This window comes from Saccharospirillum salsuginis (genome assembly GCF_014651855.1).
Taxonomy (GTDB): domain Bacteria; phylum Pseudomonadota; class Gammaproteobacteria; order Pseudomonadales; family Natronospirillaceae; genus Saccharospirillum; species Saccharospirillum salsuginis.
The window spans coordinates 109,946-122,375 of the sequence record NZ_BMXR01000009.1 but is presented as its reverse complement, the minus strand read 5'-3'; the positions used below and the strand labels follow the sequence as shown (position 1 = coordinate 122,375).

Genomic DNA, 12,430 nt, shown 5'->3' with positions numbered 1-12,430 from the left:
AAGTCGATGAACATCACCACACCCGCTTTACTGTTTCCAGCTATTTCTCTGCTGTTGTTGGCGTACACGAACCGTTTCCTGGTCATTGCTCAACTGATCCGGTCCTTATACAAACAGAACAAGGAGGATCCCGATCGCGATCTGCGCGAGCAGATTCTGCACCTGCGGGTACGGATCGAAGCGATTCGGCGGATGCAGGTATTGGGGGTGCTGTCGTTTATTCTCTGCGTGCTGGCGATGTTCTTTCTGTTTCTGGAGTGGTCCGCGTGGGGCACCGGCTTCTTCGCGGCGTCCCTGGTGTTCCTTGTGGCGTCCCTGGGCTTCAGCCTCTATGAGGTGCAGATCAGTGGCCAGGCGCTGAACCTGCAGTTGAAAGGGCTGGAACTGCCACCAAGAAAACTGTGACCCGACAAACCTGTAGGGCGGAAGAGCCCGAAGGGCGTTATCCGCCGTTGTATACGGTGGCCTTGGGCAGACCATCGCATGCATAGCATTCCGATGGCAGATAACGCCTGTCGGCTCTTCTGCCCTACACTTTCACTCTCAATCCACCAGCAGGCTTTCCATGATGGCGAAATACATCTCGGTCAGACGATCCAGATCGTCGATGGCGACGCATTCGTTGACCTTGTGAATGGTGGCGTTGACCGGCCCGAGTTCGACCACCTGGGCGCCGGTGGGCGCGATGAAGCGGCCATCGGACGTGCCACCGGCGGTGGACAGCTCGGTGGCATGGCCCTGGACCTGTTCGACGGCCTGAGTGGCCGCCTGAACGAGAGCACCGCGTTCGGTCAGGAAGGGCTGGCCCTTCACTTCAAAGCGCAGCTCGTAGTCGAATCCGTGTTGGTCGAGAAGAACCCGGGTGCGGCGCTGCAGTTCTTCGGCCGTGACCTCGGTGCTGAACCGGAAACTGAAACCGATGTGGGCTTCGCCGGGAATCACATTGGTGGCGCCGGTACCCGAATTGATGTTGGAAATCTGAAAACTGGTGGCGGGGAAAAAGTCATTGCCCTCATCCCAGACTTCGGTGCTTAGAGCGGCAATGGCCGGAGCGACCAGGTGCACCGGGTTTTTGGCGAGATGCGGGTAGGCGACATGCCCCTGAACACCTTTGATGGTGAGGTAACCGAGCATGGACCCACGCCGGCCGTTCTTGATCACATCACCCACTTTGTTGGTGCTGGACGGCTCGCCGACGACGGCCCAGTCGATCTGCTCGCCCCGTTCGGTCAGGGTTTCGACCACACGCACGGTGCCGTTGTAGGCATCGCCCTCTTCATCCGACGTGATCAGGAAAGCCAGGCGGCCGCGATGGTTGGGATGCGCCTTGGCGAACCGCTCGGCGGCGACGACCATGGCGGCCAGGCTGCCTTTCATGTCGGCCGCACCGCGACCGAAGAGCATGCCTTCGTGTTCTGTGGGTTCGAACGGCGGAAAGGTCCAGTGCTTTTCATCACCGGTCGGAACCACGTCGGTATGGCCGGCGAAGACCAGCAGGGGGCCGCCCTGGCCGTGGACGGACCAGAGGTTATCGACGTCCTCGAAACGCAGGGACTCGTTGTCGAACCCGACCGCACCCAGGCGTTCCGCCATCAGGGCCTGACAACCGGCATCTTCGGGAGTAACGGAATGGCGGGCGATCAGATCTTTGGCCAGCGCCAGAGTTTCGGAGGACATAGACAACCTTTTTGTGCGAGCGGAGTGTGGCGCGGTATGATACTTGGAAATGCCCAAGCCGTTAACCGCTGTGCACATGACCCGAACCCTGCCTGCCTTGCGAAAAACCCTGCTCGATTGGCTCAGACGCCAGACCGACTCCCCGGCGCGGGCGCTCAAGCGCTTCACCACCGGCGGATTCGTATTCGCCGGGGGCATGATGTTGGTGCTGCTGGCCGGCCGCCTGTTGCCTCCCAGCGTAGGACAGGAGCTCGTCGTCCTGTTTGGCCTGCTGTTGGCCACACTCGGCGGCCTGTATGCCCTCAGTGGTTATCTGGCGATCAGCCTGTTTCGAGTATTACGCTACCTGTTGGAGCCCCGTGAATGACCATTGCGACCGACGTTGAGATTTATATTGCGCGCGTGCAAGCCGCCGACATACACGCCTGGCTGGAGACCCGGCTGGACGCGGTCATCCCGCAGCGCAAGCACAAGGGAATGCCGAAGAATGCGGTCCCGTTCGAAGGGGAATGGCAAGGTGAACGCTTCACCATCATTGTCATGGAGAAAGTCATGGACGGCTTTACCAGTGTGTGGCTGAACAGCCCCAACCTGCCCTGGCACGACGACGCCGAGTGCGCCCGCGAGGCCGTGGCGCATTTCAAACGCGAGGCCCGGATCGCGGCCGGAGGCTGGCAGGAAAAGGACGACCCCGATGCCTGGATTCAGCTAACGCCCGATGGTGAGGAACGACCGATTCAGTGGCGGACCGAATAGTGGAGAACTCAAGTTTCGGTGTTCGCCGAACTGACTAGCGGCGGATTCCGGACATAAAAAAAGGCGGGTTACCCGCCTTTTTTATGCCTGGCCGAAACGGTCAGCGTTGTCGCACGACCGTGACGTCTTCAGCCTGCAGGCCCTTGGTACTTTCCACAACGCCGAACTTCACCCGTTGCCCTTCCTGCAGTGACCGGTGACCACGGCCACGAATGGACCGGAAATGGACGAAGACATCCTCACCGCTGTCACGTGTGATGAAACCGAAGCCTTTGCTCACATTGAACCATTTAACGATGCCTTCTTCCCGATCGTCCTCATCGATTTCCGACAGGATGGGTTGGGTAATGTACTGTGCCAGGGTGGCCAATATCAGTATCGCCAAACCGACCAGAAGAAAAGCGCTCCACTCATCGGCGACGACTCGGGCATTGGTCAGTTCCTGCACGGTCCAGGTATCCGGAACCGCGGACAAGGACAAGGCGGCCGCCAGAATCACCGGACCCGGTACCGCGACCAGAAGGGATACCCCCAAACGAATAAAAAAAGATTTCAACTTCATATCACCTACTCAGATGTTTGTTGTCATTATGATGCGCTGTCTTACACTACGCGATGATCACTCCGCGACCCGTGCGGAGCATGGCTTCCGGCCCGCCATCGTTGTCTGATGACTTCACAGGCGGCCGGGAAAGGGATCCCGGGGCGCCTTTGTCCCTGTAAAGCCCGTCATAATGCCAAAATGGTCCGCAAAAACCAGCCCCAACCCTGACAAGAGCCCGCTATGAGTGCCGAAGAGCGTGTAACCGACCTCGAAATCCGCCTGACCCACCTGGACGACACCGTCGATCAGTTGAATCAGATCATCATCGATCAGCAAGACCGGATCAGCCGTCTGGAGAGAACACTGAAAGAGGTCCTGAGCGATCACGAACGACTGAAAGAAGCCGTTTCCCCCGACATCGTCGATAGCCCGCCCCCGCACTATTAGCCGCAAACCCCTTGTTGATCGCAAACCAGGGTCCGCGGGGTGTGGAAGACCGCTAACGGCGGGATTTCTGGTAGAATGCCGCCGGTTGACGTCGTTACACGCTCACGGGAGCTCCTATGCGGTCTTTGCTCGATCGGATCAGTCGTTTTTTTCAGCGCATTCTGTTTTGGTGGGTCAAGCTGGACAACAAGCCACCGAAAATCGATTTCGAACCCTTGCGGGCCGGCAGGCCGGTGGTCTACGTACTGGAACAGCAGTCAACGGCCGATGCGATGGTACTCGATCATCAATGTCGCAAACTGGGATTACCGCATCTCGGACAACGCCTGCAATTGCCGGGTCTGGAAGGCAAACGCCCCCTGATCAGCATCCATCCTCGCCCTTCCGTGCTGAGACGTCGACGCAGCGGCGTCACGCCGATGATCAACGCGTTGCTGAGCTACCTGGATGAGCATCCCGAGGAAGACATCCTGTTGGTACCCGTGGCGCTGTATTGGGGTCGTGGCGCCCACAAAAGCGACAGCCTTCTGCAAGCCATTCTCAGCTCCAACTGGAGTCTGGTCGGCCGCTTTAAAAAACTGCTGACCGTTCTGTTCAACGGCCGCAACACCTACTTCGAACTGAATGAACCCATCTCGCTGCGTCGACTGGTCACCGACGAGCCCGACGTGGCCGTCGCCTCGCGCAAGGTTGCCCGGGTGCTGCGGGTGCATTTCCGGCGCGTCCGCTCGGCCGTGATCGGTCCGGACCTGTCGCACCGGCGCGTCCTGATCCAGCAATTATTGAACAGCCCGCCCGTCCGCAAGGCGATCGATCAACACGCTCGCTCCAAGGGTGTCTCCCGTGAGAAGGCGGAAAGACTGGCGGCCCGGCATGCCACGAACATCGCCGCCGACGTGTCCTACAACGTCATTCGGGTTATGGATGTTCTGCTTACCTGGTTGTGGAACCGAATCTACAACGGGGTCCTGATCCGGGGGCTCGACCGGGTCCGTAAACTGGCCGAAGATCATGAAATCGTCTATGTGCCCTGCCATCGCAGCCACATGGACTATCTATTGCTGAGTTATTCTCTGTACAAACAGGGCTTGAACGTCCCGCACATCGCGGCCGGGGACAACCTGAACATGCCCGTTGTCGGCGGCATTCTTCGCCGCGGTGGCGCCTTTTTCCTGCGACGACGATTCGGCGGCGACAAGCTGTATACGGCCGTATTCAACGAATACATCCACAGCGTGTTCTCGCGTGGCTACCCGGTCGAATACTTCATCGAAGGCGGTCGTTCACGCACCGGCCGGATGCGCAGCCCGGCGACCGGTACCGTGGCGATGACAGTGCGCAGCCACTTGCGCGACCATTCCCGTCCCATCGTTTTCATCCCGGTCTACATCGGCTATGAAAAAGTCTTCGAATCCCGCTCCTATCTCAGTGAACTGCAGGGCAAGGAGAAGAAAAAGGAAAACCTGTTCGATCTGGTCAAATCCGTGCGTCGGCTGAAAAACTACGGGCAGGTGTACCTGAACTTCGGTGAACCCCTGCGCCTGATCAAGCGACTGAACGAAGAACACCCGGATTGGGTGCAGCAATCCTACGGCCCCGAAGACCGACCGAGCTGGATCGTCCCCTTTGTCGACGGCCTGGCACGCGACATCGTCACCCGCATCAACGCGGCGGCCGCGCTCAATCCCATCAACATGATCGCATTGACCTTGCTGGCCACCTCGCGCCAGGCCATCGACGGGGCCTTGCTGAATCGTCAGCTCAAGCTGTTGATCGATCTCCAGCAGCACCAACCGTACAGTCCGTACATGACCTTGCCCGAGGGAACGCCGGACGACTGGATCAGCTATGCGATGAGCATGGGCATGCTGCACCAGATTCCGCAAAAGCTGGGCGATCTCTATGGCCTCGACAGCCAGAATGCGGTTCTGTTGTCGTACTACCGCAACAATGTCCAGCACCTCTATGCCCTGCCCTCCCTGGTGGCGGCTCTGCTGGGCCAGGGCCAGGGCATCGATGAGGTCACCCTGCGTGAACGTATCCGTTTGATCTACCCGTACATCAAAAGCGAACTCTTTCTGTCGCCCACGGTGGACGAAGCCGAATCCCAGTTGACGGACTGGTTGTTGTATCTCGCCGAACAGGGGCTCGTCGAACAACATGAGGGACGCTGGCATGCGGCATTGAAAGGCACGGCCCGCCGGCTGCAACTGGAAATGCTCGGAGCGATCATGCTGCCCACGCTGGAGCGGTACCTGCTGACGCTGGCTGTGCTGGCCCGTCTGGGTTCGGCCCGGGCTTCGACCACGGAGCTCGAAAATCAATCCCAGCAAATGGCGCAGCGGGTCTCTGTACTGAACGGATTGAACGCGCCTGAATTCTTCGACAAAGCCCTGTTCAAAAACTTCATTCAGACACTGAAAAATCGCGGCGCGATCGAAGTCAACAGCGACCAATGCATCGAATTCGACGACCGCATCATCCGCGTCATCATGGCCGCGGACAGTGTCGTACCGGCGCCGGTCCTCTACAACATCATGCAGGTGACGGGCCTGAGAGAAAACGACGGGGATCAGTCGGAAATGGAGCGCAGCGCGTAGATGTCGAATCGGTTGCTTTTGCCGGTCAGGCTGTAGGTGGGAGCCTGACCGGCCAAGGGCGGCGCGACCCGGGGACGCTTGACGACGACCCTGCGCGCGGCCAGTGACAGCGCCGGAGCCAGCAATCGATCGGCATCCTCGTCGGCACCCACCAGTTCGTGAAACAGCGCCATGTCCTTTTTGACCGCAGCTTTGGAACGACGCTCCGGAAACATGGGGTCGAGGTAGACAACATCCGGCTCGGGCAGTGCATCGGCCCTGTCCGAAAGATCGCCATCCAACAGCGTCATTCGATCGAACAGCTCCGGCTGACCTTGCCGTCCCCGTGCCAACCCGTCCTGCAACAGCAGGCGAACCACCGGGTGCCGCTCCAGCAGCCAGACACGAGCGCCCAGACCGGCCAGCACAAACGCATCGCGTCCCAATCCGGCCGTGGCATCCAATATCGTCAGGGCCGGGTTCTGCGCTAGCCCCACGGCCTTGGCGATCGCCTGAGACCGTCCACCGCCATGCTGTTGCCGATGGCGGGCCTTGCCGGCCAGGAAATCCACAACGACCGGTTTCTGCCTGGGAGTGTCCGCGTGGGCCAGCCCCAGCGCTCCGTCCGTCACTGTCAGGTAGAGCCCCTCGGGACGGTGCGTCACGCAACCGCCCCATGCCGCCAGGGCTTCCCGTGTGATCGGCTGAAGTGTGTTCAGGTCCTCGCCGTCGGGGAGATAACAGTCGATCATCCGCGTTTCTCCGCGTTGTTAACCGAGCTGGAAATAAACGACGAAGAGAATGCCGCCCAATACCAGCCGGTATATCACAAACGGCAGGAACCCCATTTTCTCAATCCACTTGAGAAACAGTGCGATACATAAATAAGCGCTGATGAAGGACAACACGGTGCCGCCAATCAGCTCCGACCAATACACCAGATCCGGCTGTTGGATCAATTCGATGGTCTTCAGCAAGCCCGCGGCCAGAATGAGGGGAATGGACAGCAAGAAACTGAATCGGGCGGCATCGGTCTTTTGATATCCAAGCGCCAGGGCCGCCGTCATGGTGATGCCACTGCGCGAGGTGCCGGGGATCAGGGCCAACGCCTGGGCGAAACCGATCACCAATACGTCACGAAATGTCAGCTTAGCGATGCCTTTGTGTTGTCGAACACCGGCGTCGGACCACCAAAGCGCCAGGCCAAAGACCGTGGTCGTGATGGCGATGACCAATATGCTGCGCAGGTGTTGTTCGATGAAATCATCGAACACCAGACCCAGTACACCGGCCGGGATGGTCCCCAGTATCACCCACCAGGCCAGCCGACGGTGCTCGGCGTCATGCGGCTGACGAGCCAGATGTCGCAGCCAGTGCTCGGCCATGGTGTAGACCTCGCTGCGGAAATACACCAGCACGGCCAACAACGACCCCACGTGCACGGCGACGTCGAAGGCCAGCCCTTGATCGGGCCAACCCAACAATTGCGACGGCAGGATCAAATGGGCGGAACTGGAAATGGGGAGGAATTCCGTCAGTCCCTGGATCAGGGCCAGTACGATTACCTGAATCTCGGTCAGCACCTTGGCTTCCTTATGAGTGAATGCATGGAGTTTACGGGACGATCAGGATCCGACTTTAGGCTTTTTGTCCCAGGTCACCTTGTCGCGAAGATAGACCGGCAGGGCCTGTTCCGGCGGCAGCACCAGGCTGTCGTCGTCCCGCACCAATCGTTCGGCCAGGCGAGCCCCATAACCGGCGTTGGGCAGGGTTTCATCGATGGAGGCGGAAGCCAACCGCCCTTGCCAGGCCTGCGAAAAGTCGTAGTCCGTCAGCCAGCCGTTGCCGCTCAGGACCGCGTTCGGATCGGGTTCCGGCAATGCCATGGGAATGCACAGCTGTTCGTGGCCGATCAATTCCGGAACGCCGTCTTCGTTTTTACGATATCGGGCAAAATACAGCTCCCGCATGCGGGCATCCAGAGCGGTCCAGATCTCTTTATCGTCACCGGCCGCGCATTCGAACGCCAGAGTTTGCAGGGTACTGACGGGTACGACGCCACAGTCCGCACCCAGGGCGATGCCCTGTGCCACACCGGCGGCGATGCGGATCCCGGTGAATGACCCGGGACCACGACCGTAGACGACGAAGTCGATCGAGCGCTTGGACCAGCCGGCCTCGGACATCAGCCTGTCCAGCTGGGGCAGCACTTGCCGGGCGTGCTGGCGAGGCAGGGGTTCATGAAACGTCAACAGCCCATCGGCGCTTAGCAGCGCCAGGGAACAGACGTCAGCGGTGGTGTCGATGGCGAGTATACGGGGCATCGGGCCGGCTCTGTCTAAAAGGCGGGTATTCTAACACGCACAAGCCCGGACCAGAATACGACCTCGCCACACCGGAAACTGGGGCTGCCACAAAAAAGCCACCCGGAGGTGGCTTTTTGCGGTGACGGTAACTCAACCGAACAGAGGGGTGATCAGCTCGCGGCCTTCTTCGGCGGACGACCTGGGCGACGACCCCGTTTTTTGGGTCCGGGTTTCTTCTTGGCGGCTTCTTTCTTTTCCAACGCCTTGATCTTCGACTTGATCTTCTTGGCCTGGGCTTTCACCTTCGCTTCCTCTTTGGTGCGGAAGGCTTTCAGCTTCTTGGCATCTTTGCGTTGACGGTCGGCACGCCATTTCGTCTCGAATTTGGCGATGTCTTTCGCCAGGTCTTCTTCCTGCTTGGCGGTCAGACCCATTTCGAATTCCGCGACACGCAGCTCCATCTTGGCCTTGTGCTCTTCTTCCTGAGCCTGAATTTCAGCGACTTTCAGGTCGAACTTGGCGGCTTTTACATCCTGCTTGGCTTTGGCGACGGCTGCGCGGGCGTCTTTTTCCCGTGCCGTGGCGGTTTCAAGCTGACGTTTGGCGGCGGCGGATTTCACAGTCGCCGCCTTGGTCTTGGCGGTGGTTTTCTTAGCAGCAGCCGCGTTCAGCTTAGCCTCGGCCTTGGCGACTGCGGTTTCAGCCTTGTCCAGCTTCTTGGAAGCCGCCACAACACCGGCGTTAACGACCGGTTCGGCCGCTACCGTCGCGACGCTTGTGGCCGCTCGACGAGTCGCCGCTTTTTTCTTGGCGGGTGCTTTCTTGGCTGTGGTCTTTTTAGCGGCGGTTTTCTTTGCCGCGGTTTTTCGTGCAGTACGTTTGGTGCCGGGTTTCGGTCCGCGCTTTGCGGCCGTTTTCTTTTTAGCTGCAGCCATTGCTGTCTCCTTATTGTTTCACTATCAAACTACGAATAGCTTACCGTCAAACGTAATTTAGTCAGTTGATATAAAAGATGCAAATTAATATGGCTCAAATTTGCCGAAAGTTTCACTTTTTTCCAAAAGATTTAATCATTTTGTACAAGGATGTGAAAAAATACCGGATAAGCCTCCCCAATAGACTTGTTCATTTCGCGGACGAACTCAAATTCGAGATTCAATTCAAAGGTACTTTTATCGCCAATTTCAGATCCAATACCTTTGCTGTTCCGAATAATCCGTATTCCTGAACTGTCCGCGGATCACGGAAGGTTCACTTGCGACACACACGACGAAGCCGAAAACACACGCCCGGGTTTTTTAAGTCCGCGAATATCGTTCTCGGAATTGGTTCCGGTGTTCCATTCAGGCGAATAAAAAAGTATCGAAACCATACTGCTCCGAGGACGGTGACATATACCGACGATCATGCCGAGCAGGATCCCCTTCGATAGGCGTATTCCATATCAACTTCAATTGCGACCGATCCCGGGAATGCGGAGCGCTACAACCCGCTGATTACAAAGTTCTACAATTGTCACATCCACGTTCCCCATGGGCTCACGCGTGAGCGCTTGCTCACATCGGGATAATGACACCTTATCCACAAGCACTCCCCAGACTTATCCTTTGCCCGCGAAGCAGACGAGGCGTACCGTGCTGTGCCATGCATCATCTGGAGGGACTCTCTCGTGACCGCCAATGCCACTGCGATTGCGGATTCGACACCGACTCTGGTTTTTCTGCGCCGACAACAGGTGGCGGACATGATCATAGAACTGTCGTTCAATGAAGCCGCCCGACAACAACTCCCGACCATGAAAGGGTTGCTGATCGATGCGCTGTATCACCTTCCGCCGAAGAGTTTCATCGCGGACGACTGGTCCTGCATCCTGAACCAGGTCATCAAGGCACTGTTGCTGCAACAGGAAACCCAAACCGAGACGCGGATGCCCGCACCTCTGCTGGGCGCCATCAGTCAGTTGGAACGACGACTGTGATCAGGGAGTACGCGAGAGCGGGAACCTTTTAATCTCTCGTGAAGGGTCGCAGTGAGGTCAATACCCATTGGTCCTGCTGCCATTCCAGGGTCGCGGTGCCTTCGACCGGATTGTCCAGACTGGTCTTGATGCGGTTCAAGCGGGCATCCCCATCGAAAGCCGGCGCCCAAACCCATTCGTCCAGTTGGATGGCCTGCCAACTGAAGCGAATACGCGCGATCGTCCGACCGTCCGGTTGCGGATCCGTCATGACTTCACCGACCCGGTTCAATCGAGCATTGCCAAAACGGACGGGTTGGCCGATCCGGTCGAGATCGCGGTAATAACGAACACCCGCGGTATTGCGTTGCACCCAGCCGTTGGCGGTCAGCTCGCGTTGAAGAGCAACCACGTCATCCCGTTGCAGCAGTGATTCCGCGACGAGTACATCGAGTTGGTGTTTCAGTTCGGGGGTCTGGCCTTCCATCAGTGTCAGCGGCAGTTCGGGAAGGTTGAGGGTCATGACGGCCCGACTCAGGGCTTCGTCGATCTGTTCGGAGGCGATCAGGCGCAGCTGTTGGCGGGCATGCCCGGTGGCTCCATAGGCCAATAGGTGATTGGAGAATAAAAGGAGTAACAATAATAAAAAAATGTTCTTATGGATGGTCATCCTCGTCTCCTGGCCTGGAGGCCCCGTGATGCGTGGCCTTGCCTTGAGTTTATGTCGGTATGGACATAAAAATCTTGATGTTAGAAAAGATCGGTTCATCAATTCGGGGGCGAAAACACAATGCGTTGCTATAGTCAATCATACTGTTGATCGTAGCAGCAGCAGTATGGTGACTACTCCCATGTGGGCCCTGCCCCATGTTCAAACGGACGCCCTCCCCGGCGTCCGTTCTTTTATCTGTGTATTGTGCCGGGAACCCGCAACAGGTGGAGGGGGTTCTCATTTGGGGTCGCCATGAACCCATCCATGGGGGCTTGACTTCGGCAGTCCCTGCCTCAGACATCCCCAAAAGAGAACCCCCGCCACCTGTCGCTAATCATCAGTGACCAAATCCCGGTAATGCCTTCTGAAATCTTAATCCGGCTTGTCGATCATGTCGGATAATCCAACTTTTCTGTCACATCGTTCCCTTTGTTACACTACCCCACCATTTTCAAGGACCCTCACCATGCATCCTACCTGGCAATTACTGGAACGCCACCGCGACGAATTGGATCGGGAAGCCGTTCTCTGGATCGATCCACCGGAAGACCATGATTTGATGAAACCCCAGGACGGTCTGGTGACCTTGAATCGTCAACTGTTTCGGCACAGTCGTCCGCGCGGGGTAACGCCGGCCGATGAATGGCCCGGAGGGCTGTCACGGGTGGTTTTGTTCTATCCGAAAGCGAAGGAGCGGTTGGATTGGTGGTTGGGTCAAATTCAGCGCCATGCGCCGGATGCGGAGGTTCAGGTCGTCGGTGAAAACAATGGGGGTGTCAAGAGTTTTGCAAAGCGGGTGAAGCCGTTTGCGGTGGTAGAGAAGTTGGATACGGCGCGTCATTGTGCGTTGTTCACGTATCGGGCTACGGGTGAGGTGCCGGCCGGTGAGGGTTGGCGGACGTTCGAGCATGGCGAGCATCGGATTTACGCGTTGCCGGGGGTATTCAGTCAGCAGAAACTGGATAAAGGGACGGCGTTGCTACTGGATACGCTGCCGGTGTTTAAGGGGCGAATCCTTGAATTCGGGTGTGGCAGCGGGGTTTTGGCCTGCGATCTGCTGTCCCGTTCGGACAGTGCGCAATTGACGGCGGTCGATGTCGATTGGGCCGCGGTTCAGTCGACTCAAAGGACTCTGGATGAAGCGGGGTTCAGTGATCGCAGCCGGGTGTTGTGGTCGGATGGCTTGTCGGAGGTGCCGCGTGAGCATTTCGATGTTCTGGTCACCAATCCACCCTTTCATGCGGGCATCAAGACGCATTACGAGCCGAGCGAACGGTTCTTCCGCGAGTGCCATCAGTGGATCAGACCCGGCGGCGAGCTGTGGTGGGTGGCGAACGATTTTCTGGATTATCAGTCGGTATTGGGGTCCGAATTCCGGTTTTGCGATGAGAAACGCCATCACCAGGGGTTTCGCATTTTCCGGGCACGCAAGTAACCCGCGACCGGACAACT

14 protein-coding genes are annotated in these 12,430 nt (G+C 58.1%); 7 read left to right on the top strand and 7 right to left on the bottom strand.

Annotated elements, in window-relative coordinates; translation table 11 throughout:
• Nucleotides 1-6: 6 nt before the first annotated feature.
• On the top strand, nt 7-405 hold the full coding sequence (locus tag IE111_RS17520; protein ID WP_189611139.1) for a DUF2721 domain-containing protein: 399 nt from the start codon (nt 7-9) through the stop codon (nt 403-405).
• A 138-nt stretch (nt 406-543) separates the two neighbouring features.
• On the opposite strand, the gene dapE is transcribed toward IE111_RS17520, so the two are convergent.
• A complete protein-coding gene (gene dapE / locus IE111_RS17515; RefSeq protein WP_189611137.1) occupies nt 544-1,677 on the bottom strand; it encodes a succinyl-diaminopimelate desuccinylase in 1,134 nt (377 codons plus the stop codon).
• Nucleotides 1,678-1,726: 49 nt separating this feature from the next.
• Between dapE and IE111_RS17510 the strand changes: the two genes are divergently transcribed.
• A complete protein-coding gene (locus tag IE111_RS17510; RefSeq protein ID WP_189611135.1) occupies nt 1,727-2,044 on the top strand; it encodes a hypothetical protein in 318 nt (105 codons plus the stop codon).
• On the top strand, nt 2,041-2,433 hold the full coding sequence (locus IE111_RS17505; protein ID WP_189611134.1) for a hypothetical protein: 393 nt from the start codon (nt 2,041-2,043) through the stop codon (nt 2,431-2,433). The genes IE111_RS17510 and IE111_RS17505 overlap by 4 nt, the downstream gene beginning before the upstream one ends.
• 100 nt (nt 2,434-2,533) lie before the next feature.
• Here IE111_RS17505 and IE111_RS24740 read toward each other — a convergent pair whose 3' ends face one another.
• On the bottom strand, nt 2,534-2,995 hold the full coding sequence (locus tag IE111_RS24740) for a cold-shock protein (protein ID WP_308427552.1): 462 nt from the start codon (nt 2,993-2,995) through the stop codon (nt 2,534-2,536).
• Between the two features lie 222 nt (nt 2,996-3,217).
• Between IE111_RS24740 and IE111_RS17495 the strand changes: the two genes are divergently transcribed.
• Both IE111_RS17495 and plsB read left to right on the top strand, forming a co-directional pair.
• Nucleotides 3,218-3,424, top strand: coding sequence for a SlyX family protein (locus IE111_RS17495; RefSeq protein WP_189611132.1), 207 nt, complete (start codon nt 3,218-3,220; stop codon nt 3,422-3,424).
• 116 nt (nt 3,425-3,540) lie between these two features.
• Entirely contained in the window at nt 3,541-6,024 is a 2,484-nt protein-coding gene (gene plsB / locus IE111_RS17490) for a glycerol-3-phosphate 1-O-acyltransferase PlsB (protein ID WP_189611130.1), read from the top strand.
• On the opposite strand, the gene IE111_RS17485 is transcribed toward plsB, so the two are convergent.
• From IE111_RS17485 to IE111_RS17470, 4 genes are all read right to left on the bottom strand, one after another.
• Nucleotides 5,997-6,755: a class I SAM-dependent methyltransferase gene (locus IE111_RS17485; protein WP_189611127.1), complete on the bottom strand. Its 759-nt coding sequence runs from the start codon at nt 6,753-6,755 to the stop codon at nt 5,997-5,999. The genes plsB and IE111_RS17485 overlap by 28 nt on opposite strands.
• Nucleotides 6,756-6,773: 18 nt before the next feature.
• Nucleotides 6,774-7,583 (bottom strand): undecaprenyl-diphosphate phosphatase, encoded by an 810-nt coding sequence (locus IE111_RS17480; RefSeq protein WP_189611413.1) that lies wholly within the window; start codon nt 7,581-7,583, stop codon nt 6,774-6,776.
• Nucleotides 7,584-7,628: 45 nt separating this feature from the next.
• Nucleotides 7,629-8,327 carry a tRNA (adenosine(37)-N6)-threonylcarbamoyltransferase complex dimerization subunit type 1 TsaB gene (tsaB, locus tag IE111_RS17475; RefSeq protein WP_189611125.1) on the bottom strand — a complete coding sequence of 233 codons (699 nt, stop codon included), beginning with the start codon at nt 8,325-8,327 and terminating at the stop codon, nt 7,629-7,631.
• A gap of 152 nt (nt 8,328-8,479) precedes the next feature.
• A complete protein-coding gene (locus IE111_RS17470) occupies nt 8,480-9,244 on the bottom strand; it encodes a hypothetical protein (RefSeq protein WP_189611124.1) in 765 nt (254 codons plus the stop codon).
• 734 nt (nt 9,245-9,978) lie between these two features.
• Here IE111_RS17470 and IE111_RS17465 point away from each other — a divergent pair.
• Complete coding sequence (locus IE111_RS17465; protein WP_189611122.1) at nt 9,979-10,287, top strand: hypothetical protein; 309 nt, start codon at nt 9,979-9,981, stop codon at nt 10,285-10,287.
• A gap of 28 nt (nt 10,288-10,315) precedes the next feature.
• Here IE111_RS17465 and IE111_RS17460 read toward each other — a convergent pair whose 3' ends face one another.
• On the bottom strand, nt 10,316-10,936 hold the full coding sequence (locus tag IE111_RS17460; RefSeq protein WP_189611121.1) for a hypothetical protein: 621 nt from the start codon (nt 10,934-10,936) through the stop codon (nt 10,316-10,318).
• A 508-nt stretch (nt 10,937-11,444) separates the two neighbouring features.
• Between IE111_RS17460 and IE111_RS17455 the strand changes: the two genes are divergently transcribed.
• Complete coding sequence (locus IE111_RS17455; RefSeq protein WP_189611120.1) at nt 11,445-12,413, top strand: class I SAM-dependent methyltransferase; 969 nt, start codon at nt 11,445-11,447, stop codon at nt 12,411-12,413.
• Nucleotides 12,414-12,430: the final 17 nt, after the last annotated feature.

What these genes read in the sequence shown, in the direction of transcription:
- tsaB (WP_189611125.1), bottom strand. Translation starts at nt 8,327, where the DNA reads ATGCCCCGTATACTCGCCATCGACACCACCGCTGACGTCTGTTCCCTG.
- dapE (WP_189611137.1), bottom strand. Translation starts at nt 1,677, where the DNA reads ATGTCCTCCGAAACTCTGGCGCTGGCCAAAGATCTGATCGCCCGCCAT.
- IE111_RS17505 (WP_189611134.1), top strand. Translation starts at nt 2,041, where the DNA reads ATGACCATTGCGACCGACGTTGAGATTTATATTGCGCGCGTGCAAGCC.
- IE111_RS17520 (WP_189611139.1), top strand. Translation starts at nt 7, where the DNA reads ATGAACATCACCACACCCGCTTTACTGTTTCCAGCTATTTCTCTGCTG.
- IE111_RS17460 (WP_189611121.1), bottom strand. Translation starts at nt 10,936, where the DNA reads ATGACCATCCATAAGAACATTTTTTTATTATTGTTACTCCTTTTATTC.
- IE111_RS17510 (WP_189611135.1), top strand. Translation starts at nt 1,727, where the DNA reads ATGCCCAAGCCGTTAACCGCTGTGCACATGACCCGAACCCTGCCTGCC.
- IE111_RS17495 (WP_189611132.1), top strand. Translation starts at nt 3,218, where the DNA reads ATGAGTGCCGAAGAGCGTGTAACCGACCTCGAAATCCGCCTGACCCAC.
- plsB (WP_189611130.1), top strand. Translation starts at nt 3,541, where the DNA reads ATGCGGTCTTTGCTCGATCGGATCAGTCGTTTTTTTCAGCGCATTCTG.
- IE111_RS17470 (WP_189611124.1), bottom strand. Translation starts at nt 9,244, where the DNA reads ATGGCTGCAGCTAAAAAGAAAACGGCCGCAAAGCGCGGACCGAAACCC.
- IE111_RS17455 (WP_189611120.1), top strand. Translation starts at nt 11,445, where the DNA reads ATGCATCCTACCTGGCAATTACTGGAACGCCACCGCGACGAATTGGAT.
- IE111_RS24740 (WP_308427552.1), bottom strand. Translation starts at nt 2,995, where the DNA reads ATGAAGTTGAAATCTTTTTTTATTCGTTTGGGGGTATCCCTTCTGGTC.
- IE111_RS17485 (WP_189611127.1), bottom strand. Translation starts at nt 6,755, where the DNA reads ATGATCGACTGTTATCTCCCCGACGGCGAGGACCTGAACACACTTCAG.